Consider the following 25,142-nt stretch of genomic DNA (forward strand, 5'->3'; position numbering starts at 1 on the left):
GCCTGTCGACTGCGCGCCGCCAGGCCGTCCGCTCCTCGAAGAGCGTTTTGGCCCGGCTGGCGTGGTCGGTGGAAGTTGGATGTCCGTCCCGGCAGAGGCGGCAGAGCTTCGTGTCGGCTGACGTGACGCATGTGGCGGGGGATGGCAGTCGGAGGTCCGTTTGAGTCTCTCTTCGCTCCTGTCTGATCCCAAGGCGCCCCAGGTCACCCCCGTTTGCGCCCTGTAGTCCGGGGACTGTTGGCGGTACTACCGAAACACGGCCCGACATCGACCGTATCCGAGTGACCTGCCCGATGCCCGGTGGGAGTTGATGGAGCCCATCCGGTCGGCTTGGAGGGCCGAGCGGAGGGGGAAGGGCCGGCCTGGACATAGGCCGGCCACCCGGACACGACCTGCGGCAGATCATGGACGCGGTCCTCTACGTCGACCGCACCGGCATTCCCTGGCGCTGCCTGCTTCATGATTTCGCACCGTGGGAGACGGTCTACGGCTACGTCGCTGCCTGGCAGAAGGACGGGCGTCTTCGACCAGCTCAACGGGGTGCTGAGGCGATTGGTCCGGGAGGCGGAGGGCAAGGAGGGCGAGCCGAGCGCGTGCGTGGTGGACGCGCAGCACCTCAAGCCCTCCGGGAACGTCCCCGCTGCTGGTCAGGGCATCGGTGCGGGCAAAGATCTCAGGCCGCAAGCGTCACATCGGCGTCGACACTCTCGGCCTCCCCATGGCCGTGCTGGTCACCGCCGCGAGCGTCTCCGACAACGCCGGCGGCATCCAGGTGCTCTCGCAGATCGCGACAGCTCACCCGCGGGTGACGAAGGCCTGGGCCGATACCGGCTACCGCATCACGGCCATCGACCACGGCGCCCGCCTCGGCATCGACGTCGAAGTCGTCCGCCGCGCCCCCGGCGAGAAGGGCTTCAAGGTCATCCCGCGACGATGGGTCGTCGAGAGGACCGTCGGCTGGCTCATGCACCACCGGCGCCTGGCCCGTGACTACGAAACCCACCGCACCGCTCCGAAGCCATGATCCGCATCGCGATGACCGACCTGATGAGTCGCCGCCTCACCCGCGAAGCCACGCTGAACTGGCGCGGCACGTAGCCCGCCCGGACAGGCCTCCGTAAAAAGTGTCAGGCCTCGCCAAAGCCGCGGAAGGTCCCTGACCCGTCCACGGCGTCGGCGAACTCGGCAAAGTCCATACTGGCGATGCTGAGGTTGGCCGAGACATCAGGAAACCACTGAACAGGAAGCCTGAACGTCCGCCTAGGCTCGTCCGAGAGGTCCACGGCCAAGAGCGGGTGATCCGGACCCTCCATCATGGCCGCGTCAGCCAGAAAGACCTCGCCGAACTGGGCGTCCTCATCCGCAGCAGCCTCTATCGATGGCGCAGAACCGTCCCTCCCCTAACCAGCCCCGGCCGTCAGGTGTTCGCGGCCGCCTCCAAGGGGCTCAGGGCGGCTGCCCGGCGGGCGGGGGCGGCGGCCGCGAGGACGCCGATCGCCAGGGAGAGCAGGCACACCAGGAGCAGGGTTCTCCAGGGCAGGGCCAGGGTGTATTGGTCGACGGCGCCGTGGGCGAGGGAGCCGACGGCCCAGGCGCCGAACAGGCCGCCCGTCAGACCCAGGAGAGTTCCGAAACCGGCGACGGTCAGGGCCTCCAGGCGGATCATGCGGCGGACGCCGGCGCGGTCCATGCCGAGTGCGCGCAGCGCGCCGATCTCTCGGGTGCGTTCGGCGACGGACATGGCCAGTGTGTTCACGATGCCGAGGGCGCTGATGACGACACCGATGCCGAGCATGCCGTACATCACGTCCAACAGGTCGCCCATGGTGCCGGCGGCCTGGCGGACGAACTGTTCGCGGTCCTGCACCTTGAGGAGCGGGCTGTTGCCGACGGCGGTGCGCAGCCGGTTCTCCAATGCCCCCGTCGCCTGGCCGTCGGTGCGCAGGAGCACGCGCTGGACGGAGTCCGGCAGGAAGCTGTTGGCCGCGACCTCGCTACGGCTGCCGAGCGCGTCGTGGGCGACGGGGTTGTCCTTGTAGACGCCCATGACCTTGTACGAGGTGAACTTCCCCGCGCGACCCATCTGGACCTTCAGCAGACCGCCCGTCGTCACCCCGCTCTCCCGGGCGACGGTGGCGGAGATGGCGATCGAGCCCGGCGCCAGGTTCTCGGCGGAGCCGGAGACGAAGTCGAGCTTCATGGTGTCGCGCACGGTGGCGGGGTCGGCGCCGGTGATCTGGCGGACGCCGCTTCCGGTGAACAGGGTCGAGTCGGCGATCGGGTGCGCGGCGCGCACGCCGGAAGTCTCGGCCAGCCGCCGTAGGACAGCGGGGTCGATGCCCGTCATTGTGGAGCGAGTGCTGACGACGTAGTCGGCGCCGAGCCCAGAGGCGGCTTGGCGGTCGAGTGCCTGTCCGGTGGAGTGCCCGATGACGGCGAGTCCGGTGACGAGGCCGGTGCTGATCAGCAGGGTGGCAGCGGTGGCCGCGGTGCGGCGCGGGTCGCGCAGGGCGTTCTCGCGGGCGAGGCGGCCGGTTACGCCGAAGCGCCCGGTCAACTGCCCCGTCAGCCGGATCACCGGGCCGGCGAGCAGCGGCGCAAGCACGATCAGGGCGGCGGCGAACAGGCCGCAGCCGGCCATCGCATCACGCAGGTTCTCCTCCGAGGCGTCCTTCGCGCCTCGGAGTGAGACCAGCCAGCCGGCGCCGAGCACGAGGAGGCCAAGGCCCACCGCGCCCCGCAGCCGCAACCGCTGTGCCGAAGGTGGCTGTTCGGCCGTGCGCAGCGCCTCCATGGGGGAGGTCCGCGCTGCCAGGCGGGAGGGCAGCCACGCCGCGAGCACGGTGACGCCGACGCCCACGCCGAGCGCCGCAACGACCGAGCGCGGGCCGATCACGAGAGGGCCACTGGGCAGGACATCACCGTCGGCGCCGAGGATGTCGGGCAGTACCGCCGCGATACCGAGCCCCAGCAGGAAGCCGGTCACCGAGGCGGCAAGACCGACCATCAGGGCCTCCAGAAGAACGGAGCGCGACACCTGGCGTCGCGTGGCGCCGATCGCCCGGAGCAGGGCGGTCTCGCGGGTGCGCCGCTTCACGAGCATGGTGAAGGTGTTGACGATGAGGAACGAGCCGATGAAGAGCGAGACCCCAGCGAAGACCATCGGCACCTTCTCGTAGCCGCGGGTCAGGGTGTCGACGAGGATGGCCTGCTGGGCTGCCTGTGCCTGGCCCGTGGTGGCCTCGGCGCGGCCCGCGGGCAGCAGGGCTGTGAGCCGGTCCGCGAGTTCGTACGCGGTGGTGCCGGGCGTGGCGGTCAGGTCGATGCCGGTGTAGCGGCCGGGGGCGGCGAACAGCCGCTGCGCGGTGGCCTTGTCGAAGAGGACGAGGGTGCCGCCGGCCGTGACCCGGGTGTCGTCCGCGGTGACGATGCCGACCAGCCGCGGGGTCACCACCGGGCCGTCCGTGGCCAGGGTGACCGTGTCGCCGAGCCGGAAACCGCCCGCGGAGGCGGTTCCGCTGTCCACGGCGATCTCACCGCTGTTCGTGGGGGCGCGGCCCTCGACCAGCGGATGGCGGCTGTCCTTGCCGTCCCGGTCCGGTACGTACGCGCCGGCCAGGTTGGACCAGGCTCGGCCGGCCCGCAGCGGGCTCCCGTCCGACGCGTTCAGGGTGGCCGAGCCGTCGGCCGACGGGCGCACGGCGGCGACACCGGGAACCCGGGCCAGTTGCGCGACGAGCGCGTCGTCAAGCACTCCGGCCCGCGATCCACCGCCGGCACCGGGTTCGGGGGCCTTCTCGGTCACAGTGACGTCGACCCCGGCGAAGTTCTTCGACGCGGCGGCACGGTGAGCGGCGGCGGTGGAGTCCGCGAAGACGAGGGTGCCGCTGACAAACGCGACGCCCAGGCAGACGGCTAGGACGGTCATGGACAGCCGGGCCTTGTGGGCCAGGAGGTTGCGTAGGGTTGTTCTCAACATGGGGCTTCAGGGCTTTCCGAGAGATTCTGGGGAGGTCGGGGACTTCCCAGGGCGGTACGGGGGGACGGCGGAGGCGCGGCTCAGCTGCCGTGGGAGCGGGAGCCCAGGCTCTTCACCAGGTCGAGGACGCGGTCCGGGGTCGGCCGGGCCATCTCCTCGACGAGGCGCCCGTCGGAGAGGAACACGACGCGGTCGGCGTAGCCGGCGGCGACGGGGTCGTGGGTGACCATGACCACGGTCTGCCCCAGCTCGCGTACCGAGTCCCGGAGGAAGCCGAGGACCTCGGCCCCGGCGCGCGAGTCGAGGTTGCCGGTGGGCTCGTCGCCGAAGACGATCGCCGGGCGCGAGGCCAGGGCGCGGGCGACAGCAACGCGCTGCTGCTGGCCGCCGGACAGCTGGACGGGCCGGTGGCCGAGCCGGTCGGCGAGGCCGACCATGGAGACGATCCGGTCCAGCCACGCGCGATCGGGATGGCGGCCTGCGATGTCCATCGGCAGGGTGATGTTCTCCAGGGCGGTCAGCGTCGGCAGCAGGTTGAACGCCTGGAAGACGAACCCGACGCGGTCCCGGCGCAGTTGCGTGAGCTGCCGGTCCCCGAGTCGGGCGAGTTCGGTGGTGCCGACGCGTACCGACCCGGACGTGGGCGAGTCGAGTCCGGCGGCGCAGTGCATCAGGGTGGACTTGCCGCAGCCCGAAGGGCCCATGATCGCGGTGAACTCGCCCTCCCGGAAGGCGACGCTGACCCGGTCCAGAGCGACCACCCGGGTGTCGCCGCTGCCATAGACCTTGGACAAGTCGGTGGTGGCGGCCGCGATGCCGGTCGTCGGGTGCGGCGACAGGAGGTCGGCGGTCATAGGGGGCTCCTCTTCTCGTACGGAAAGCGCACGTGAAGGGTCTCCGGGGAACGTATCGGGGCCTGGACCGCCGTGTATCGGTGGCCGCTCGGGCGTGCGGCAAGGCTGTAGCGAGCCGGGCACGGACAAGGGCCTCCCCGCGGTGTCCACACGTCGGGGGCGCGGACACCACGGGGAGGCCCGGGAGGGGCGCCGCCGTTACCGGTGTCCGGCCTGGCCGGCGACGAAGCGGGCAAGCGCGCCGACGGCCAGGAGCGTCCCGCCGAGGAACAACCCGATCACACCGGGCACTCCGGCGGGCTGTCCCGTCTCGCCCGCCGCGGGTTTCGCAGTGACACCGCACGAGCAGCAGGACAGGTCAGCGTGAGAGCGCCGATGCACAGGACGCCACGGGACAGGGCGGTGGTGTGGACGGACGGGTTCACGGTGGCCTCGGTGGCCTCCTCGCAGTGGGTCCCGCGCCGGGCCCGGTACAGGACACGGTGTCCGTCGAAGAGTGACGGAGCAAGGCATCGGCCCTGGGCTGCCGTGCATCAGTGCCCGCTCCACGGCGTACTGACCCCGCGGGCGTCCGTCACGGGGGCAGCCGGAGGGTGGCGACGGCCCCGCCGTCCGGGGCGTTGGCCAGCAGCAGTTCGGCGCCGAGGACGCGTGCCTGGCCGAAGGCGATGGTGAGCCCCAGGCCGTGACCCGAGCCGCGTTCCCGGGCGCCGGTGTGGAAGCGGCGCGGGCCGTGGAGCAGCAGGTCGGCCGGGAACCCGGGGCCGTGGTCACGGACGACGACCGTCGGTCCGTCGACGGTGACCTGGACCGGGCCGGCACCGTGGCGGTGCGCGTTGACGACGAGGTTGCCCACGATCCGCTCCAGGCGGCGCGGGTCGGTCTCCACCGTCCGCGCGCCGCCGTCGGCGACGGCCTCGGCGGCCTCGGTGACCTCGGCGGCGAGACCGGTACGGGAGACCGCCTCGGCGACCACGGCACCGAGCGGCACCCGGACGCGGACCGCTTCCTCTGCGCCGGCGTCCAGGCGGGAGATCTCCAGGAGGTCCTCGACCAAGTCGCGCAGGTCACGCACCCGGGCCCGCAGCAGGTCCTCGGTCTCGCCGTGAGGAAGGAGGTCGACGGCGGCGAGCAATCCCCCGACGGGGGTGCGCAGCTCGTGGGCCACGTCCGCGGTGAACCGGCGCTCGGTGCGCAGCCGCAGTGCAAGGCTGTCGGCCATCCGGTCGACGGTCGCGGCGATGTCCGCGACTTCGTCACGGCCCTTCGTAGGCCCGGAGCGGGCGTCCAGGTCCCCGGCGGAGATCCGCGCCGCCGTCTCGGCGACCCGGCCCAGTCTCCGGGACAGGAAGCCCGCGCCGTAGACGGCCAGGGGAACGGCGCCCGCGAGCGCGACGAGTGAGGCGAGCGCCATGGCCGCGTCGAGGCGCGACAGGTTGGCGCGGTCCGGGCTCAGGTTGATCTGGACGGCGAGGACCGGGCTGCCCCGGCCACCGGTGCGCTGGGCCGCCCAGACGCTCGGCCCGACGTTGCCGTCGGCTTGCCCGTCGTAGACGTGGTGCCGTTCGCCGTCAGCCGGGGCCCCTAGTGCGGCGGGCAGGTCGTCGGGATCGAGTTCGGCACCGTCGGTGAGGACGCCGGTGCGGCGGTAGACGTCCATGGCCGCGTACAGGGTGTTCATCGCCCGTGCCTCGCCCCGGCTGCGAATGTCCTGGGCGGTCCACAGGTGCACCAGGACACCGACCGCCGCCACGACGAGCAGGGCCGTGGCCGCGGCGAGCGCGGCGATCTTCCGGCGCAGCGGGGCGCGGCCCGCCCACGGCGCGCGGAGGGAACGCACGGTCACCGCCGGAACTTGTATCCGAAGCCCCGGACCGTCTCGACCCGGTCCCGGCCCACCTTCCGGCGCAGCCGCTGCACGCACAGGTCGACGACCCGACTGTCCCCGTCCAAGCCGTACTCCCAGACGTCCCGCAGGAGGGTGTGCCGCTCCAGCACGACCCCGGGGTGGGCGGCGAACTCCAGCAGCAGCTTGAGCTCCGTCGGGGTGAGCGCCACCGGCCGGCCAGCGAGGAACACCTCCATCCCGGCGGTGTCGATCCTCAGGTCCCCGAACTCCAGCACCTCCGCCCCGGCCGGCCGGCTGCCGGCCTGAGCCGGTCCCTCTGCGGGGACGGGCGAGTACGTGGCACGACGCAGCAGCGAACGCATGCGGGCCACCAGGACGTAGGTCTCGACCGGTTTGACGATGTAGTCGTCCGCCCCGGCCTCCAGTCCGGCGACCACGTCCAGCCCGTCGCCGCGCGCGGACATCATCAGCACCGGCACCAGACTGGTCTCCCGGACCCGGCGGCACAGCCCGATCCCGTCGAGGCCGGGCAGCATCACGTCAAGGATCAGCAGGTCGAAGTCGTGCTCACGGAAGGCTTCGAGCCCGGCGAGGCCGTCGGAGACGGCCCGCACGTCGTAGCCATAGCGCTCCAGGGCGATGGAGAACGATCGGCGGATCAGGTCATCGTCCTCAACGAGGAGCACGCGGGCGGTCTGCGCGGAGGAGACGGGCGACGACAAAGGCACTCCTGTTCAAACGACGGACGCGCGGACGGGCCGACTTCACGGCCCCGACGTGCGGGCGACCGCCCCGCAATCCGAACGATACGGCAGCTAGCGGACAGGCCAGCGCCTCGCACGGACACCCGGAGCCATGGGGCCACCCTCCTCGCACCCGGAGAAACCGCAGGTCGCATCCCTGCCGGCCGTCAGGCGACGGCACCCGGCATGCCGTCGGCTGACTCGCCGGACACTCCGGTTCGATACCAGCCCGAGCCCCCTCCGACACGCCCCGGATACAAAGGCCACCGGGCAACCCGCACAACAACGAAGGCCCTGACCTCTGACCAGGGCTTTCGTTCAAGAGCGGATGAGGGGAATCGAACCCGCGCTATAGGCTTGCGAACCCCTCAGGACTTGAGCGCCCGGATGGCCTCTGACCGGCAGAAAGGGCAGCAGGGGCAAGACTCTCGGCCGCCCTTTCGTGCCTTTCTTTGGCCGTTGTTCACCGCCCATCCGCTCCAGCGGGGGCTGTCCGCCCCCCTATACGCGAGCGTCGACTCCCTCGGCTACGACCTGGTAGGACGGTGAACCACCGCCGGGTCGCAGACGGGCACCCTGACGACGGGTCCGGCGAAGGGATCGCCGGCCCGCGGCGGCCGGGCGGGCGCACGGCGAACGGCCTTGCGCTCGTCGCGCCGGTGCAGACGTCAGCGCACCGGCTACACCGGGCCCCGTCGGTGCGGCGCGCAGAGATCACCCGGCTGCCCGGCACGGCCGCGCGGGACCCTCACCCGCTGCTCTCGCACACTCGTGGGAGCGCCGCGCGGGGTGGCGCGGTGCCCGAGGGAGCGACCGAGGTGACGGTGGGACGACGTGCCGTGTTGGAGGCGCTGCTGGCCGCGGGGCTGGGGCCCGGTCCGAACACTCTGGCCGCGCCGACGGCCCGGGGGCGCGGGACCGGTCCCGTCGCGGGTCCCCGGCCGCCGGCGGGGCTTCTCGGGCGAGAGATCCGGCGGCTACCCACGTCCCGCAGGGTGGTGGCTCTCACCTTCAACGCCGCGTGGGACGAGAGCGGCCTGGGCACGGTCCTGGCGGAGCTGCGCCGACGGAGGGCGCCCGCCACGTTCTTCCCCACGGGGATGTACGCCGAGGCCCGTCGGGCGGCCGTGCGCGCGATGGCCGAGGCGGGGCACGGGCTGGGCAACCACTCCTACAGCCACCCCTACTTCGACGACCTGAGTACGCAGGAGCGGGCGCGGGAGGTCCGCGCGGCGGATGCGGCGATCCGTAAGGCGTCGGCGGCCGAGCCCCTGCCGTTCTTCCGGTTCCCGTACAGCTCGACGACCGAGGATTCGGTTGCGGACGTCAACGACCTGGGTTACGCGGCGATCGAGTTCACCAACGACACGAACGGCTACCTGGGGCCGGCCGGCGGCATGACCGTGAACGAGGCGGTACGCAGGGCGGTGGACTCGCTGGAGCCCGGGGCCGTCCTGCAGATGCATGTGGGGAGCAGCACGGGTGACGGGGTGGTACTCGACGCCGAGGCCCTGCCGAAGATCATCGACGCGGCCCTGGAGGAGGAGTACGCGGTCGTGGACCTGCGCGAGTTCCTCGCGTCGCAAGCGCCGTGACCGCGGCGGCGGGGCGCGGCCTTGGCCTGGACGAGGCGGTCCTCCTCCTCTACGGCGCTGCCGACTTCGGCGGCGCCGACTGGCCCGAGGAGCTCAGCCGGCGCGCCGACGCCGGCAACCGCCGGGTGTTCGCAGCCCTGGCCCGACTGGCGGAAGCCCTGGGCGCACAGAACGAGCAGGGCCAAGACCGCATCGTCCTGGCACTCGTCGACCTGCCGCTCACCGTGGTCCGCCGCCACCTGCGCACAGGCACTCCCCTACCACCGCACGCCGAAGACCTCACCGAACAGTGCACGACGGCGCTCCTGGCCTAGGGCAGACCGACCAGCAGCCCCCAACCGCGGGTCGCTGCCTCGGTCATCACGTCGCCCCATTCACGCAGAATCGCGCTGAAGTCCTGGAAGGAGTCCTGGCGGCCCGCCCAGCCCTCGCATTCGGTCGCAAACGGTTCGCGCAGCTCCGCAAGGCGGGCCTCCACCCGAGCCCAAGCGCAGGCTTTGCCACATAAGGCCTCAGGCGGGAACGCCAGAAGGACATGCGGGTGCGAGCGGTCGGCGGCGGTCGGGGGCCGCGGTAGTAGCGGGGCCGAGGCGTGCCAGACGGCGGTGATGCCCTTGACCTCCTTGGCGCTGTCGTCGTAGAGGCCGGCGATGGCGGTGGTGCGGGGGAAACGCGGCTCCAGGCGCCGTCGGAGTAATTGCGTGCCTCGCCGCCCTCTTGGCGGCCGGTGTCGCACGTGAGGTTGGGCGGGACGGGCTCGCGGTCAGCCTGCCCCTGCCCGTCCCCATCCTCGACTGACCGCATCAAGTACCTACCAAGGCCGCAGAGTTGGGGTGGCGGGGATCGGAAGCAAGCCCTCCATGGGGTGCTCGGCTTTCGCGTTGACGGTGTCGCACGGAGCGGGGGCGGGTTCAGAAAACGAGGATGCCGCTCCCCAGGACGAGGCAGTAGATGTACGTGTAGCCCATGTAGGTTTTGTGGTCTGCGTGCCGTCCGGAGAGGTGAAGAACCCGGTAGGCGACGGTCCAGCATGAGGCAGTGAGGGCCAGGTCGCAGCCGAGGACGGGCAGGCCCGAATGGTAACGACGCGTACAGCAGGGTGTGGATGAGGGCGGGGAAGAGGAACAGGAGCACGGCGAAGTAGCGGCGTGTAGCGTCTCGCCGAAGAGCATGGGCAGGGTGCGGCGCCCCATCTGTCGGTCCCCGTCGAGATCGCGGAGATCCTGGATGTGCTGGCCGCCTGACGGGCGATGAGCGGCTGGCCGGCGAGGGCCGCGCGGAGCAGACCAAAGGCGAAGCGCGTGAAGCCAAGGAGAAGATCAAGGACGTGTTCAAGCACTGAACCTACGCGCCGTGAGGGCCCGGATCGCGGAGCGGTTCGGGCCCTCACTCATGCCGGCGGTCAGCCGGGACGATCAAGCAGCGGCGGGCTGAGGCCGGGTGGGCCGGGACGGCTCAGCCTGGCCGAAGAGAAAGCGAGGCCGCCGACTACCAGGTTGGGGATGCATCGGGTCAGGGTCAGCCGTTGCTCATCACGGAGTTGATCCAGGTGGCGAAGGTGCTGATGCGGTTGAATACGGGACTGCTGGAATTTGGGGCTGCCAGCCCGCAGCTGCCGCCCCAGGAGTAGATCCCGACCAGCCGGCCCTGGTAGGCGAGTGGGGTGCCCTGGTCTGCCGGACAGAGGTCCTTGACGCCTGTCTGGTCGCCGGCGCACATCATACGGATGGTGACCCTCCCGCCTTTGAAGTTCTGGCATTGGGTGGCGGAGAGTGTGGTGAGTGGCGCTTGCTGCAAGAGGTCGGGCAAGGCGTTTTCGGTGTTCGTCGCGCCGAAGCTGGTGACGACGCCGAGGCTCCCGCCCGGGGGATCGTTCTCGGCAAGGGGGATCGGCTTGATCGACGTGCCGGCGGGCAGGGTGCGGGCCAGCGTGAGCACGGCGATGTTGCTGTCGTAGGTGCTCTTGTCGAACGCCGGATGCACGGTGATCACCGTCACGGCCTCTGAAAGTCCGCCATCGTAGTACTTGTTGGAGCCGACGCGGACGTTGACGTCGGAGGGTGCGAGGGCGCTCACGCAGGTGGCGGTAGTGACGACGTGCTTGAGGTCGACCAGCGCCCCTTCACACATCACGACTGGCCCCTGCACGGACACCATGTAGGGAAACTGGGAGGCGCTCATCACGCTGCTACCACCGGAGACCGCCTGCGCGGACGTCACCGGCAGGGCCAGGCATGCCGCCGTCAACGCAACACCTGCCCACCGCGCCCGCCGCGCCCAACCCCGTGTCACACGCCCTGCCGTTGAACCCCTCACAGGTGCCTCCCCCTTCGTATGGACAACGTGGCGTACGGAGCCACGTGTCAGGATGATGCGTTCAACGAACACGGCACCGGTCAGTCACCACGGCCACCGGTCAAACCGCCCGCGTCCAAACCGGCACCCGTCGTGCGCGGCCCAGACCTTCACCGTTCCCAAAACCCCGGCACACCCCTTTGCCTACGGCGCTCTACGGAGCCCGTTGGCCTGCGCCTGCGTGAGCAACGACGAGGGCCGCCCGACCGGTCAGCGCCACCGTGAGGGGGCTGCTCCCGACAGGGACGGTCGCGGTCACCGCGTTGGTCGCCGTGTCGAACACCGAGACGGTGTTGCCACCGATGTTGGCCACATAGGCGAGCGGGCCGGTCGCGGCGAGCGCGGGCGCGGGCGGAGCGACCACCCCGTAAGCGCGAGGGCGCCACCCGTGGCGAAGGAGATCAGGCGGCGCCCCCAGACGGAGTAGGGCCGGCGTATGCGGGCAGGTGCAGAAGGCAAGGGACTCCCCCCGATCGGTCCGCACGCCGATGGCGGGTCCGGAAGACCCGGGGGCCGACGGCCGTGCGGTCGCGCGACTCCACCACCGGCGGCCGGTCGACCCGGGGACGGCGGAGCTCTGGCGGCACTCCATCGCGCACCGCCCCACGACGGGCTCAACCCCCGGGCGGACACGGCACACACCTCACGCACCACCGCAGCAGGAACCAGGGCGGCGGCGGCCGTGACGCCGCCTCAGCCGCACAGGGCTGTCATCTGCGCCTTCAGCAGTCCCTTGCTGCGGGGGACGGGCGGTTCGCCCTTGAGGTCCTCGCCGAGGTCGTAGACATTGACGGCCAGGACCAGCTGTCGCTCATTGTCGGCGGTGGTGAGGGACACGCTGGTGAAGCCCGGCCCGCCGCCGTCGGTCTCCCAGACACTGATCGGCTTGGTGTCCTGCTCCGAGCCGCATGGCACATCCATGCGCTGCACGCCGAGTCCGTACGCCGGCGCCTTGGGGAACTGCACCGTTGTCAGGAGTTCGCGCTGCTGGGCGGGGCGCAGCAGCCGGCCGGTGAACAGGGCGCGGTGGAAGTGGGCCAGGTCGTTAACCGTGGAAATCATGGCGCCGGCAGTCCAGTCGTAAGACGGGCTGAATCGGGTCACGTCGCGTCCCGTGAGGTCGTAGCCGTGAAGATGGGGGCCGTGAATGGCCGGATCGGTCAACGGGAAGGAGGTGTCCTTCAGGCCGAGCGGGGCGAGAATCCGCCGATGAATTTCGGAGGGCGCACTGTGACGTGTTACCGCCTCGATCACCAGACCGGCGAGGAGGTAGTTGGTGTTGGAGTACGACCAGCCGCCGCCGGGCGCGAAGAGCGGCTGGTGCCGGACGGCACGGGCGATCACCTCCCGAGGGGTGTAAACGTGGCCCCATTCGTGGCGCTCCAGGTAGGGGGCGAAGAACTCCGGTTCGGTGGTGGGGTCGTAGATGCCGGAGGTGTGGTTGAGCAGTTGCCGGATGGTGATGGCCTTGCCAGTGTTGCCGTTTCCCTGGACCATGCCGGGCAGCCATTTCTCCACGCTGTCGTCGAGCGAGATCCGCCCTTCGCCCTCCAGCTGCAAAAGCACCGTCGACACAAACGACTTGGTGTTACTGGCGATCCGGAACCGATGGTCCGGCCGGGCCCGCTCGCCACTCGCCGTGTCCGCGAGCCCGGCCGCCATCCGTGACTCCCGTTCTCCGTTCCTGGCGTATGCCACGGCACCCGGGAATCCGTCCGCGACCGTCTGCTCGATGGCCTCCTTGAGGCCGGCGGGCGGCAAGGCCGGCGCCTGCTCCGCCGCGGCCGCCGGGAAGACCCCTGATACGACCAACGTACAAATCCCCGCCCACAGTGCTGCGCCCCCCGCACGTGCGTTCACCGATTGCTCCTGCTTCTGTTGCCTGTGCCGTTCCTGCCCAGCGTGCCGGGGCGCCGCACCAGTTGCCCATCCGGCTGACGCCCGGGGGGATACGGGGGCTGTCCCCACCCCTCCCCGTCCTGGCCCTCGCCGAGTCTGTGCATGCGAGGTCCTGACCGACGTCGTCGAGACCCGCGCCCGGCTCCCGGGCCTCAGCCTCTCGTCGCCTGCTTCGAGCCGTCACGGCCGAGGCCCGACTCGGCGGGCTGTTGCCCTGGCTCTCTGTCGGCACCGGAAGCCTCCGGACCCGCAGCCCCGGCACTGCCCTGCTCACTCACTCGGGCCTGCCGACGCGCCTTCTTCAGGGTGTGGTGCGGGCGGTCGCCAGCCGTCCAGGCGACCGCCCGCACCTGACACCGGTCAGTGGTGGCGACGGCCCCAGGACTCGGTGTCGACCATGCGGCCGCGGCCATCGCGCAGCGTGGTGGTGTCGGCGTGGTTGTCCCGGATGCAGTCGCGGCGGTATTGGAACAGGTCGGTGCGGGTGTCGCGGCCGGTGCCGGTGTGGATGTGTATGGTGGCGCGTCCATTCATGCGGACATCGTCGAAGCGGTAGCGGTTGCCGTCGTCGTCGCGCAGGGTCCTGCCGTGCAGGGAGGGACGGGTCAGCGCAGTCCGGCGAAAAGATCGTTCTCGGGTACGGCTGCGCCGGTGGCATCCTTGACCCGTACGAAGGTCTCCATGCCCATCAGCTTGCCGAACTTCTCCTTGCCCATCTTGAGGAAGAAGATGTTCTCGCCCTGGCTGGCGTGTGCGGCCAGCGCATCGAACTTCTGACCGCTGAACGCGGTGGTGTCCACCCACGTGGTGATCTCATCGTCGGGAAGGCCGATCTCGGCCATCGCCGCGGCCTCGGCCGGATCCGGCTCCGGCATGTCCTCGTGGAAATCTCTCATGATCTCCATGAACCGCTGCATCCTGGAGCGGGGCATCGTCGTCCAGTACACCTTGGGTGTCAGCGCGGTCATCTCCAGCGCCGCCATCGTGATGCGGTGGGCCTGAATGTGGTCGGGGTGGCCGTAGAAGCCGTTCTCGTCGTAAGTGACCACCACGTCGGGCCGGTAGTGCCGCATGAGTTCCGCAAGTCGGGCGGCGCCCTCCTCTACGGGAGTCCGCCAGAAGGATCCGGGGGCATCGTTGCTCGACCAGCCCATCATCCCGGAGTCGGCATAGTCCAACAGCTCCAGATCGCTGACCTCGAGGACATCACAGCTCGCCAGGAGCTCTTGACGGCGCATCAAGGCAACCGCCGCCGGATCGTGCCCGGGATCGCCAGGCTTGACACCCCCCGGTCCGTCACCGCAACCTCCATCGGTACACGTCACGAGAACCGTGCGGACGCCCTCCGCCGCGTACCGCGCGAGAACCCCTCCGGTTCCCGTGGCCTCGTCGTCGGGGTGCGCGTGCACAGCCATGAGCGTCAAGGGCCGGTCAGTCATGAACATTCCTCCTGCAGAAGCACCTGTCGGTTGGTCCGAGTGTGCGGCGGGTGTACAGCGACCCTGGAGCCTGGAGCGTGGTGGGGCGAACGCCTTACTGCCGCACTCCCAGGCCGGTCCGTCCGTCGATTAAACAGCGCCGACCGCACCGGCTGTTCCCGGCCACGGCCCCATGGCCTTTCGGACCGTCTCGGTCATGGGGCGCCTTGGCCGGACCCGGACGCTCCACCTCGTATCCGCGCGGAGCGTCTGGTCCGCTGCGACGGTTGAAATCGTCGGCCTCGCCCTCGGCCCCGGCGTTGCGCGCACAGCGTCGGTTCGCTCCCGAAGCCCCCCGGATCACGGGCAGGCCGATTGCCGTGCGCGGCAGCGCCAGGCCCGCTGGACATGATGCAAGTGGAGTGGTGGCCCCGAGATCTGCGGTCGCGGTGGTCGCCGGACCCCCCGCAGCCGGTCCGTGGTCATCTCCGGCACCGGGTCGCAGCCGTCCGCCTGGGGTCGGCGGGCGCCACGACGACCAGCGTCACCGGGAGCCGCGCCAGTACGTCCGCGGCCTCCGCCTGCCCGTCGATCGACCGCCCGGAGTGGGTCGACTCTGGAGATCGGCTTGCCCGTCACCGTGGAGGGCCCGAGGATCGGCGCCGCCGCAATGATCTCGGCCGTCTCGGCGCCGGCGCTGCGGCTGCTGTTCACGGGGACGAGTCCTTCGTGTTCGGCCGGCTGCCGGGGGTAGGGTCGCCGACGTCGCGCGGGCCCAGGCCATCGCGCGGCCGGTGGCTGGATCGAGGACGTTCCAGCCCGCGGCGGCGTTCACGCGCAGGTGGTCGTCCGTGTGGTCGGAAGCCTGGACAGCCCGGAGGTCGATCCGGGCGACCGCCTGGGCCACGGCGTCGGCGAGGGTGGTGGCGCAGCGCACGGCGGCTTCCCGGGGCATTCGGGGCGGTGCGGGGCATCAGTTGGTCGACGTGTCACTGCCGGCCGGTGCGGAAGGCCTCCAGGTGCGCGTCGGCGTGGCGGAAGCGGTGAACGGTGCTGTAGGCGCCAGCCCGGGGTCGCTCAGCCCTTCCAGCAGGGCCAGTCCCAGCGTCTTGCAATAGCCCTCGTTCTCACCTGTGGCATTTTCCAGTTCCCCGTTGCAAAACGCCTGCGGCTGATACTCGTAGTGCGCGGCGACGAAGGCCAGGGTGTCGGCGATTTCGTGCTCACCCGACGCGAGGCTTGCCCGCAGGGTGTTCAGATCAGTCATGGCGGTTCCCCTGGGTTGGACAGACGGCCGGTTGGCGTCCGTGACCGGACGACGTATCCCCTCAAGGCCAGCGGGTAAGGAGCGGCATCTCCGCAGGTCACACCGTGCGACTGTGCGATCCACCGAAAGCCGGGTGGGGCCGGGCGGGTACCGACCGCGAGGGCTGCGCTGACAGCAGACTGTTGCCGTTGCCGTCCTGTGTCGCAGGGCGGCTCGGTCGCGCGCCGCGGCAAGGCGGGGGGGCCGGGGCGCATGTGCGCGCCCTGGGCCGAGCCGCCGGGACGAACGCGCCACCGGGAGACGAGTCACCGCTCTCGCCGAAGGGCGTCGAAACGGATGTTCCCCGGGAGCCGCTCGTCCGGGGCTTTCCGGTACTCCTGTGAGCGGGGTTCGGCGACGGCGCCTGTCGCGCGGTTCCCGGCGCGATCAGGTAATCAGGAACGGTGAACAAGGACGCGAGAGACCCTTTCGTACATGTCCGGGGCGCCAGTGAGAACAACCTGCGGAACATCGATGTCGACGTTCCGCGGGACGCGATGGTCGCCTTCACCGGCGTCTCCGGTTCGGGCAAGTCCTCGCTCGCGTTCGGCACGCTGTACGCGGAAGCCCAGCGGCGCTACTTCGAGTCCGTAGCACCGTACGCCCGAAGACTGTTGCAACAGGTCGGCGCACCCCACGTGCAGGAAATCACCGGCCTGCCACCCGCCGTGGCCCTACAACAGCGACGCGGGTCGCCCAGCTCGCGTTCGACGGTCGGCACCCTCACCACGCTGTCCAACCTGCTGCGCATGCTGTACTCCCGCGCCGGCACCTATCCGCCCGGGGCCGCACGGCTGGAAGCCGAGTCGTTCTCACCCAACACCGCGGCCGGCGCCTGCCCGGAGTGCCACGGACTAGGCGTCGTACACGACGTCGCCGAGGACCTGCTCGTCCCCGACCCCTCGCTGAGCATCCGCGAGGGGGCGATCGCCGCCTGGCCCGGTGCCTGGCAGGGCGCCAACCTGCGCAGTGTCGTCAGCGGCCTGGGGATCGACATCGACCGACCGTGGCGCAGGCTCAGGAAGAAGCACCGGGACTGGCTGCTGTACACGGACGAGCAGCCCTCCGTGTACATCGAGCCGGAGGAGGACCGGGTCGACTACGGCTACCAGGGCAAGTTCTGGAGCGCCCGCAAGCACGTCATGCACGTCCTCGCCGACTCCAAGAGCGAGAAGATGCGCGAACGGGCGCTCCGGTTCGTCAGGAGTGTGCCCTGCCCCGGGTGTCACGGCAGCGGACTGCGGCCGGAGGCGCTCGCCGTGACCTTCGCCGGACGTTCCATCGCCGAGATCAACGCGATGCCGCTCACCGGGGTCGTGGCGCTGCTGCGGCCCGTCGCGGGGCGGTCCGAGGCCGACGCCACCACGTCGACCGCCCGATCCGGGGAGACGACCGAGGTCGCGGTCCGGATCTGCGGCGATCTGGTCGCGCGGGTCGAGGTACTGCTTGACCTGGGCCTCGGTTATCTCAGCCTCGGGCGCCGTTCGACGACCCTGTCGCCCGGCGAGGCGCAACGCCTGCGGATCGCCACCCAGCTGCGCTCGGGGCTGTTCGGCGTCGTCTACGTCCTCGACGAACCCTCCGCGGGCCTGCACCCGGCTGACGCGGAGCCGCTGCTGGACGTGCTGGACCGACTCAAGGCGGCGGGCAACTCGTTGTTCGTCGTGGAGCACGACATGGACGTCGTACGGCGGGCGGACTGGGTGGTCGACATCGGCCCCGGTGCGGGCGAGGGCGGCGGGCGCGTGCTGTACAGCGGCCCGGTCGCCGGTCTTGAGCGGGTCGGGGAGTCGGCCACGAGCCAGTACCTGTTCGGGCGCGCCCGGCCGCTCGATCACCGGCCGCGCACGCCGCACGGCTGGCTGCACCTGCGCGGTGTCTCCCGCCACAATCTGCACGACGTGTCCGTCGACGTACCGCTTCGCGTACTGACGGCGGTGACGGGCGTGTCCGGTTCCGGAAAGTCGACGCTGGTGACGCAGGTGCTCGCCGAGGTCGTCCGCGGCCACCTCGGGCTCGTACCCGAGGAGGCGGACGAGGCGCAGCTGGAGGTCGACGTCCAGGACGCCTCGGGGGTCGAGTCGTTCGACCGGCTGGTCCGGGTCGACCAACGGCCCATCGGCCGGACTCCCCGGTCCAACCTGGCCACGTACACGGGAATGTTCGATGCGGTGCGCAAGCTGTTCGCGACGACGGACGAGGCCAGGGCGCGCGGCTACTCGGCCGGGCGGTTCTCCTTCAATGTGCCGGAAGGGCGGTGCGAGACCTGCCAGGGCGAGGGATTCGTCGCGGTGGAACTGCTGTTCCTGCCCGGCACCTACGCGCCGTGCCCGACCTGCCAGGGCGCCCGGTACAACGCCGAAACACTGGAAGTCGCCTATCGCGGCAAGAACATCGCGGAAGTGCTGGCGCTGTCCGTCGACGACGCCGCCGAGTTCCTGTCCGCCGTCCCGGCCGCCTCCCGCAGTCTGGAGACGCTGCGCGAGGTGGGACTGGGATACCTGCGGCTGGGCCAGCCCGCGACGGAACTCAGCGGTGGCGAGGCGCAACGCATCAAGCTGGCCACCGAACTGCAGCGAGCCCGCCGCGGGCACGCGCTCTACCTGCTCGACGAGCCGACGGCGGGGCTGCACCCCTCGGACATCGCGCTGCTGCTGACACAGCTGCACCGGCTCGTCGACGCCGGCAACACCGTAGTCCTCGTCGAGCACGACCTGGATACGATCGCCACCGCCGACTGGGTCATCGACCTGGGGCCGGGTGGCGGCGACGCGGGCGGGCGGGTTGTCGCGGCGGGCCCGCCGGCCAAGGTGGCGAGGGCCCGCCGCAGCGCCACCGCGCCCTATCTCGCGGCCCGCCTCGCCCGCTCCTGACGACGGCACGAGGGCTGAGCACCAGTCGGCCGGATCCGGCGTTTCGGGGGAACCTGCCACCCCGAGGTGGGGCAGTTGTGGCCTGGCGTCACGGGTTGAGCTGCTGGGCGGCAGGAACCGTCGGTCCGGCTCGATGCGCCAGGTCAGGTCCGGGAACAGGCGGCGAACCTGCCGTTCGGCCCAGGGCCGGACGGTGTCCCATGCCTCCTGTGTCGGCTCGTTGGCCCAGGTGTGCCAGCCTTCCGCGCAGTTGGCGATCTGCCCGCCGAGCTCGGCCATGAGGATCTCGGCGGTGATCTCCTCGGGCAGTTCCATGTACGGGCTGCCGGTGGTGATCGGCGCAGGCCCGACGTGGACGGTGAACAACAAGAGTGCTACTTGTCGCTTGGCGGCGGCTCGGGGATGCAGGGCCTCCTCAACCGCCACCGGATGCGACGTTCCTGGGCCGCAGCCAGTGCCACCACCGGCTCTGTGGCCGTTGGGTGGACATGGCCAGCGCTGTCTCCAGCGCGTTGCGGGTGCTCAAGGTATGCGTGTGCTCGTCGCCCAGGATGCGAGCCCGGTCATCGAGGGTTCGGCGCAGCAGGTCTATCGCCTCGGCCTGCTCACCTGCACTGGTCAAAGCGAGGGCGAGGTTGTGGCGACTGGCAAGGGTATCCGGGTGCTCGGGGCTCAGGATTCGGGTGCGGTCCTCCAGGGTCTGCCGGAGCAGGCGTATTGCTTGTGCGTGCTCGCCCGTCGCGTGCAGCGCGAGACCGAGGCTGTCCCGGCCGGCCAGCGTGTGCGGATGCTCGTCGCCCAGAATGCGGGCGTGGTCGTTGAACGCCTGCCGCAGCAGCTGTATCGCTTCCGTCTGCTGACCCGCCCTGGTCAGGGCGCTGGCGAGGTTGTGGCCGCTGAGCAGGGTGAGGTGGTGCTCGGGGCCCAGGACACGGATGCGGTCGTCCAAGGTGCTGCGGTGCATGCGCACTGCTTGTGCGTGCTCGCCCATCCCGTCCAGCGCGAGACCGAGGCTGTCCCGGCTGGCCAGGGTATGCGGATGTTCGGGGCCCAGGACACGGGTACGGTCGTTGAGGGTCTGCCGCAGCAGACCTACCGCCTCGGCATGTTCACCCGTCCCGTCCAAAGCGCATGCGAGGTCATTGCGGCTGGTCAAGGTGTCGGGGTGCTCGGGGCCCAGGATTCGGGTGCGGTCCTCCAGGGTCTGCCGGAGCAGGCGTATTGCCTCGGCCGGCTCTCCCATTCCGAACAAGGCATTGCCCAGGTCGTTGCGGCTGGTCAAGGTATCGGGGTGCTCGGGGCCCAGCATGCGGGTCTCGACGTCGAGGACCCGTTCGTGCAGCAGGCGCGCCGCACCGAAAGCGCCGGCCTTCTGCAGCACCTGCGCCAGGTCGTTGAGAGTGGTGCGGTGGTGTGTGGCAGTGCGCGGGTCCGCATAGTCGAGCAGCAGCGGCAGGTGGGGGGCGAGGAGCACGGCTGCAGGCCAACCGGCGCGCCCGCGCTGGATGGTCTCGTGCACGGCCGTGGTCAGCCGCTCGGCAAGAGCCTGGTGCCACACGGCGAGATCGGAGGTCTCGGCCGCGAGGGCGACAGCGTTGATCTCTCGGATCAGGGGATGCAGCACCGCCTGTGCCCCCTCACCGCTGCCCGACGCCGGGCCGGTGCTGCCGGGAGAGTGGGGCAGGCCGAGGAGACCGTAGCGGTGCAGGCCGGCGAACGCGGCTTCCAGTGCCACCGGGGTGACGTCGTGTCCGGTGACGACGGACAGCAGCTCCGGGGTGATCAGGGACAGTGGGACGGGGGCCTGAGCCAGCAGGGCCAGCAGTCGCAACACGGGGCGGGCCAGAGCGTTGCCCTCCCCGGCGAGCTGATCCAAGGAAACCTCCCAGGTGTGCCGCACCACGGCGCGGGCGACCTGCGGACGGGAGGCATTCGGGTGCGCCGCTCCCAACAGGGACCGCAGTTCCTGTTCCAGGGCCTGGCGGTAGGCGGCGAAGGTGCGGTAGCGGCTGGTGGGTCCGGCCAGATAGGTGCCGGCCGCGTGCAACGCCAGTGGCAGCCCGCCCAGTCGCGCCGCCAGCTCCCGGGCCTGCTCGGCGGTGCCGGCTGCGGGAGCAGCGTCCAGCAGGGCCTGCCCCGCAGGCCGCACCGCCAGCGGCTCCAGTGGCAGCAGCTGTGCACACGGACCCCAGCTCTGCTCGCTGCCATCCCGGCTGGTCACCACCAGCAGGCCCCGGCCGTAAGGACGGATCCAGCCGCGATAGTCGGCCACCGGCTCCCCTGCCGGGCCGATCTCGTGCGGCTCGTCGGCGTTGTCCACGACCAGCAGCCACTTCCGCACCCGGCCCAACTGTCGCCAGACCACATCCGGATGGCTCGCCCGCCCCGCTCGCGCGGCCTCCAGCTCTGCCTCCGGAAGGCCGCAGGCCAGCGCCACCTGCACCATTTGCTGCGCCAGCTCGGCACCGTCACGCCAGCGCACCCAAAACACTCGCCAGCCCGCCGCCTCGGCCTGGGTGGCCAGTTGCGCGGCCACCGTTGTCTTGCCCATCCCGCCGACCGCGCACAGCACCGCGAACCGGCCTTGTGGCCGCCGAAGCATGCCTGTCAGCACGGCGAGTTCGCCCTCACGCCCCCGTACGCGCTGAACATGCGGGGGGCGTAACGAAGCCTGCTGGTCCCGGGCCAGTCGGCTCACCGGTGCCAGCCGCGCCGGGGGCCTTGCTGCGGTGTCCAGATGTCGGCCCCACAGCAACAGCCCGATACTGACCGCCACCAGCACGGCGAACACCGGCCAGATCACCCATGCCTGCGCCGCCCAGCCAGGCACCGCCGCGCTGGCGTAGTTGGTCACCGGCCCCAGCACAGCCGCCACCGCTGCGGCTGCTCCCGCTACCGCCGACCCGGCCCACGCACCCCGCCTACGCCCCATGGTCTGCCACCCCCGTCCACCGACATGCTCCCGCCTGGATCACGTCCATGGAAGGTGGCGGGTGGTCACGACGCGGGCGGTGGTGTTGCTCCGGTTCAGCGGCCGGATACCGAGCCTGCTGCTTGAACGCCGTCATCCGCCGCCCGGCGCGGCCCGGGCACCAGGGCAGGCAGCAGGTCGAGCCGCTTTGCCGTGTCGAGGCGGAAGGTGCCGTGTGGGTTGATGTTCGACCACAACAGCGCAGTCAGTCCTCGCCGGTCCTCGTCGGACAGCTTCTTCGCCCAGGCCGGTTCGGCGAGGGCCTGCTGCAACAGCAGGGTGTGGACGTGCACCAGGGCGGACTGGGCAGGTGCAGCGCGAGCATCGAGGTCTCGGCGTGTTCCTTGTCCGGGCCGCTCAGGGCGCGGTCCTTGCCGCAGTGCAGGCCAGTGTTCGCGCTGTTCCAGTTCTCCACGACCTCTTGACCATCTGATCGAACTGCTTCTCGATCGCATCCCACTTGATGGCCCGGGTCAGGGAGGCGCCGAGCGCCGACCACCCGAACGGGCCGCCCGCTCCGCTGCATCGGCGGGCGCCCTTGGAAGCTGCCCCACAGCTGGTCGATCTTGGAAGCATTCTCATTGCCGAGTGGCGAGCCGAACCGCACCTCGTAGTCACCCGGTACGGCGGCGCAGGAGACCGTCGCCACCGCCACGAGGAGGTCGTCGTCCATCCGCAACCTGCCGTCGGCAGCGAAGGCTGGAGAGCTCACCCGCACGCCGCTGAACGGTCTCCGGAAACCCGGGCCTCGGTCGTGACGCTGACCCGTTCGCCGGGCCGGACGGCCAACTCCGCACCGCTGGGCAGAGGCCGGGACGGATCCGTGTCAGAAGCCGCTAACGCGCTGCCCCTCCCTCCGGACAGGAGCAGCATCAGCGTCGCTGCGGCGGTACCTATCCTCATCGATTTTATAGCCATTTGAATCCATTTATTTTATGTGGACGATATACAGGTCGCTGCATCGCCCGCCTCCTCGCCGAATTGACGCGCCGTTACGACTCTTGTCGCTGCGTCATCATTCCGCTCAGGAAGCAGTCCCTTGACTGGATGGTTAACCCGCTCGCTCTTGCCGTCGGCGCTGTCTTACTCACCGGCCCCACCGCTACGGCCGTCGGCAGTCCGTCCCCGGCCGCCTCCGTCCCTCCCTCCTCCCCGTTTTCGCCCCCCCCTCTCCCGCATCCCGGTCCGCAACGACCCCGCCCGTGTCAGGGACCATGTCCGCGCCTCCGGCGCCCGCGCCGTCACCGCCGCGGCCCGCGCAGAGCAACACTCCACCATGGCGATTCCGAGAGATGTCGAAAAACGATCGTCTGCCGACACCGGCACCGTGATCACGAACCCGCAGGTGGGCATTGTCGGCAACTCGCGTCGACAATCAACGTGGGCCAACGGTCCGGCCGATGGATTCCGACACATATTGATCGGCTACGTACGGGTCTCGACCGCCGACCAGAACCCCGATCATCAGATCGACGCCCTGCTACGGGCCGGCGTGGACCGCAACAACACCCCCCTGGACACCGAGAGTGGCGCGAAGGCGCCCCACCCTGGGCTTGACCTCGTCATGCAGCTGCTGCGCGAACGCGGCACGCTGAAGGTCACCCGGCTCGACCGACTCTCCCGCGTTCGCCCGGGTCCCGTGAATCCGAACCCGAGGACGACGAGAAGGAGCAACCGCACGGCCCGTGCGCCCCTTACCGCCAACGCCGGGCCGACCGCCGGCGCCCCGAAGCGAGGGTGAGCGGGCCCCACCAAGGCAACGAACTGCGGTGCAGAGGACGCGATCTTGTTTCTAGGATGGCCTCATGCCCGTACCGTCACGCCCCCGCGTCGCTGTCCTTGTCACGCTGCTCACCCTGGCGTCGGCCGGTCTTTCGGGATGCTCCTCGGAGCAGCCCGACGCGCACAGGGTGAAGCCGTCCGGCGCGGCGGGGACGGCTGAGGCGAAACCGCCCGTGCCGAAGCCCGCGGGGGCGCCCGGTGACATCCTGGTGGGCGGCCGTCCTGTGACCGGTACGGTTCCCTCCGGGCACCCAAGGTTCCCGTTCCGGCGGACCTACACGGACGGGGAATTGTATGCGCCCGTCACCGGCTACCGCTCCCTGGCGTTCGGAAACACCCAGCTTGAGAGCATTCTGCGGGAGGACCTCGACGCGGGTAAGGACGTCGCGACCACCATCGATCCGGTGGTGCAGCGGACCGCCTTCGACGCGCTGCGCGGCCGTACCGGTGCGGCGGTCGCCCTCGACGCGCGGACGGGCGAAATCGTTGCGCTGGTCAGCACTCCCAGCTACGACCCCAACTCCTTCAGCGGATACGTCACCTCCGACGACAAGGCGTGGAAGCAGCTCAACGCGGACGCGGGCAAGCCCCTGGTCAACCGGGCTCTGCGCGACCTCCACAATCCAGGCTCCGCCGCCCACATCATCGTGGCGGCCGCGGCCCTGGAGAAAGGGCTGGTCGCGTCGGTGGACGCGCCCACGCGCAGCCCGGCCGTCCACACCGTCCCGGACAGCTCGGTGCAGTTCTCGGGGGACCCCGCACACTGCACCGACGCGAGTCTGCGCGCGGCCCTGCGGTATGCCTGCCAGAACGTCTTCGCCCGCCTGGCCACCGACCTGGGGGCGGAGACGCTGGCGGCCACGGCAGAGAGTTTCGGTTTCAACACGGAGCAGATGGACACGCCTGCGCGAGCTTTCGAAAGCAAGTGGCCCCGGAAACCGGGCAACGCCGCGCAGCTCGCGCTCACGGCGAACGGCCTCTTCGACACCACAGCCACCCCCCTGCAGATGGCGATCGTGATGGGCGCGATCGGCAACGACGGGAACTGGGCCTCTCCTCGCGTGGTGACCGATCCCAAAACTCCCACGCCCAGCCGACGTGCGGTCTCCCAGCACACCGCCGACCAGTTGCGGCAAGCGGTCGGCAGTTCGGTCAACGCGTGGGTGCCCTCAGCGTCGGTCACCTGGGCCATGGCACACACCCAGGCCCCCGGCGGCCGCCCCTTGGCCGTGGCCGTATCCGTCTTGAGCGGCGCCGACACTAGTCGGGAGGCCGCCCAGATCGCCGCGAGGGTCATCGAGGCCGCCAAGCAGTAGCCCGTTGAGGTCATCCAGCCGGATGCGCCATAAGGGGCGGTGGATGATCTTGGGCATGTGAGGCCGGTGCCGGACCTGTCGTCAGGGCCTGGGCCTGTCCCGGGTTCTGTTGAGATCCTCACCCGGCGCCGGCCCCGCGGCGATCCCGCACGGGCACGGGGTTGCGCGCCCATGAGGACTCGTCTGACACATGGCCGCTGAG

General features: G+C 70.6%; 17 protein-coding genes and 3 pseudogenes. 7 read left to right on the top strand and 13 right to left on the bottom strand.

Annotated elements, in window-relative coordinates; all coding sequences use genetic code 11:
* Positions 1-310 precede the first annotated feature (310 nt).
* A pseudogene (locus OHA81_RS00840) lies at positions 311-1,098 on the top strand (IS5 family transposase).
* A gap of 29 nt (positions 1,099-1,127) precedes the next feature.
* Here OHA81_RS00840 and OHA81_RS34540 read toward each other — a convergent pair.
* The 5 genes from OHA81_RS34540 to cseB form a co-directional block, all read right to left on the bottom strand.
* Entirely contained in the window at positions 1,128-1,376 is a 249-nt protein-coding gene (locus tag OHA81_RS34540; protein WP_443056741.1) for a DUF6924 domain-containing protein, read from the bottom strand.
* Positions 1,377-1,417: 41 nt separating this feature from the next.
* On the bottom strand, positions 1,418-3,979 hold the full coding sequence (locus OHA81_RS00845; RefSeq protein WP_329191728.1) for an ABC transporter permease: 2,562 nt from the start codon (positions 3,977-3,979) through the stop codon (positions 1,418-1,420).
* A gap of 80 nt (positions 3,980-4,059) precedes the next feature.
* Positions 4,060-4,833, bottom strand: coding sequence for an ABC transporter ATP-binding protein (locus OHA81_RS00850; protein WP_329191730.1), 774 nt, complete (start codon positions 4,831-4,833; stop codon positions 4,060-4,062).
* A 574-nt stretch (positions 4,834-5,407) separates the two neighbouring features.
* Positions 5,408-6,679 (bottom strand): sensor histidine kinase, encoded by a 1,272-nt coding sequence (locus OHA81_RS00855; protein WP_329191732.1) that lies wholly within the window; start codon positions 6,677-6,679, stop codon positions 5,408-5,410.
* Complete coding sequence (gene cseB, locus OHA81_RS00860; protein WP_329191734.1) at positions 6,676-7,404, bottom strand: two-component system response regulator CseB; 729 nt, start codon at positions 7,402-7,404, stop codon at positions 6,676-6,678. Before cseB ends, OHA81_RS00855 begins: the two co-directional genes overlap by 4 nt.
* Positions 7,405-8,264: 860 nt before the next feature.
* Here cseB and OHA81_RS00865 point away from each other — a divergent pair.
* From OHA81_RS00865 to OHA81_RS00875, 3 genes and pseudogenes are all read left to right on the top strand, one after another.
* Entirely contained in the window at positions 8,265-9,020 is a 756-nt protein-coding gene (locus OHA81_RS00865) for a polysaccharide deacetylase family protein (protein ID WP_329201930.1), read from the top strand.
* A gap of 32 nt (positions 9,021-9,052) precedes the next feature.
* A pseudogene (locus OHA81_RS00870) lies at positions 9,053-9,334 on the top strand (TetR/AcrR family transcriptional regulator); the annotation flags it as partial.
* 917 nt (positions 9,335-10,251) lie between these two features.
* Positions 10,252-10,362 (top strand): annotated as a pseudogene (locus OHA81_RS00875) (CsbD family protein); the annotation flags it as partial.
* Between the two features lie 176 nt (positions 10,363-10,538).
* Here OHA81_RS00875 and OHA81_RS00880 read toward each other — a convergent pair.
* The 6 genes from OHA81_RS00880 to OHA81_RS00905 all read right to left on the bottom strand — a co-directional run bounded on the left by OHA81_RS00880 (position 10,539) and on the right by OHA81_RS00905 (position 15,959).
* Entirely contained in the window at positions 10,539-11,201 is a 663-nt protein-coding gene (locus OHA81_RS00880) for a serine protease (RefSeq protein WP_329191736.1), read from the bottom strand.
* Between the two features lie 328 nt (positions 11,202-11,529).
* A complete protein-coding gene (locus OHA81_RS00885) occupies positions 11,530-11,967 on the bottom strand; it encodes a hypothetical protein (RefSeq protein ID WP_329191738.1) in 438 nt (145 codons plus the stop codon).
* A 101-nt stretch (positions 11,968-12,068) separates the two neighbouring features.
* On the bottom strand, positions 12,069-13,235 hold the full coding sequence (locus OHA81_RS00890; protein ID WP_329191740.1) for a serine hydrolase domain-containing protein: 1,167 nt from the start codon (positions 13,233-13,235) through the stop codon (positions 12,069-12,071).
* A 399-nt stretch (positions 13,236-13,634) separates the two neighbouring features.
* On the bottom strand, positions 13,635-13,808 hold the full coding sequence (locus tag OHA81_RS00895) for a hypothetical protein (RefSeq protein ID WP_329191741.1): 174 nt from the start codon (positions 13,806-13,808) through the stop codon (positions 13,635-13,637).
* A 71-nt stretch (positions 13,809-13,879) separates the two neighbouring features.
* Complete coding sequence (locus OHA81_RS00900) at positions 13,880-14,713, bottom strand: PIG-L family deacetylase (RefSeq protein WP_329191743.1); 834 nt, start codon at positions 14,711-14,713, stop codon at positions 13,880-13,882.
* Between the two features lie 952 nt (positions 14,714-15,665).
* Positions 15,666-15,959, bottom strand: coding sequence for a HopJ type III effector protein (locus OHA81_RS00905; protein ID WP_329191745.1), 294 nt, complete (start codon positions 15,957-15,959; stop codon positions 15,666-15,668).
* 443 nt (positions 15,960-16,402) lie between these two features.
* Here OHA81_RS00905 and uvrA point away from each other — a divergent pair, with 443 nt between their 5' ends.
* Entirely contained in the window at positions 16,403-18,871 is a 2,469-nt protein-coding gene (uvrA, locus tag OHA81_RS00910; RefSeq protein WP_329191747.1) for an excinuclease ABC subunit UvrA, read from the top strand.
* A 415-nt stretch (positions 18,872-19,286) separates the two neighbouring features.
* Here the strand turns inward: uvrA and fxsT are convergent, their stop codons facing one another.
* Together fxsT and OHA81_RS00920 are read right to left on the bottom strand one after the other, a co-directional pair.
* The gene (gene fxsT, locus OHA81_RS00915) at positions 19,287-21,725 is read right to left on the bottom strand and encodes an FxSxx-COOH system tetratricopeptide repeat protein (RefSeq protein ID WP_329191749.1); all 2,439 of its coding nucleotides are present in this window, start codon (positions 21,723-21,725) and stop codon (positions 19,287-19,289) included.
* A 173-nt stretch (positions 21,726-21,898) separates the two neighbouring features.
* Entirely contained in the window at positions 21,899-22,135 is a 237-nt protein-coding gene (locus tag OHA81_RS00920) for a hypothetical protein (protein WP_329191751.1), read from the bottom strand.
* A gap of 983 nt (positions 22,136-23,118) precedes the next feature.
* On the opposite strand from OHA81_RS00920, the gene OHA81_RS00925 reads away from it, so the two are divergent.
* Both OHA81_RS00925 and OHA81_RS00930 read left to right on the top strand, forming a co-directional pair.
* The gene (locus OHA81_RS00925; protein WP_329191753.1) at positions 23,119-23,583 is read left to right on the top strand and encodes a recombinase family protein; all 465 of its coding nucleotides are present in this window, start codon (positions 23,119-23,121) and stop codon (positions 23,581-23,583) included.
* A gap of 64 nt (positions 23,584-23,647) precedes the next feature.
* Entirely contained in the window at positions 23,648-24,940 is a 1,293-nt protein-coding gene (locus OHA81_RS00930) for a penicillin-binding transpeptidase domain-containing protein (protein WP_443056392.1), read from the top strand.
* The last annotated feature ends 202 nt before the right edge of the window (positions 24,941-25,142 follow it).

Source organism: Streptomyces sp. NBC_00667, assembly GCF_036226825.1.
Taxonomy (GTDB): Bacteria; Actinomycetota; Actinomycetes; order Streptomycetales; family Streptomycetaceae; genus Streptomyces.